Genomic DNA, 781 nt, shown 5'->3' on the forward strand with positions numbered 1-781 from the left:
CCCCATTCGAATCATGTAAATAGAAGAAAGACCAGAACGTCGGCGCCAAACTGTCTCCCTTCGGTCGTTGGCGCCGAATTGATTTTTCGATAACACGGTCCGTAAGCCGAATCGCTTCGACAGTGTCTTGCGATTAACGGTTTTGGCCCATCGAAAAATGTTCCTCGCTACCGCTCGTGTGGAGACGTCGGGCATAAAACGCCCTCCTCATCCACCACCAAAAGGACTTGCCTTCTGCTTTGCAGAATCAAGTGGCTTTTGGTCCCCCCGCCTTGGTAAGGCGGAACGGCATTCGCCGTCTCCAGGGCAAAAGACCGTGACGCGAGCCTTGATCCGAACGTAGATACAAGTTCGGTTCAAGGCTTATTGAGCGTGGGAGGTACTGTATGCTCTTGGTAAATGAGCTGTTGTTTGCGTATTTCTCAATCGGGCCTAGCTCAAAATTCAATCTGTAGGATTATTGCTATGATGATATTCAGCAGCGCATTCCTTATTCTCACCACTACCTGCCTTCGTGTTTTGCCTCTGAGCTCGATTTCTCCGAAATCGATCCGCCCCGCCAGGGCGGGGGACCGAAAGCCGCATGTTGCCTCATTCTAATGAGGCAAGCGTGCCCTTTCGGTGGTGGATGAGGACGCGAAGCGGACGTTTCCTTGTGAGCGGCTAGCGAGGCATATTCGCCCGGAGTTTCGAAGGACGCTTTTGAAGCGGAGCGGAAGTCCGAGAAACATGTTTGAGGGCGAATTAAGTTCGGACCCGTTCCCCCGCAGGGGGCGGTTTG

Annotated in this window: 1 protein-coding gene; it reads right to left on the minus strand. The window is 53.0% G+C overall.

Annotated features, from left to right (window positions below; all coding sequences use genetic code 11):
• Window positions 1-195: hypothetical protein (locus DW817_RS10730; protein WP_207802124.1), on the minus strand; the 195-nt coding region annotated here is incomplete at its 3' end.
• Window positions 196-781 lie beyond the last annotated feature (586 nt).

Source organism: Acidaminococcus sp. AM33-14BH, assembly GCF_003603525.1.
In the GTDB taxonomy this organism is placed as follows: domain Bacteria; phylum Bacillota; class Negativicutes; order Acidaminococcales; family Acidaminococcaceae; genus Acidaminococcus; species Acidaminococcus intestini.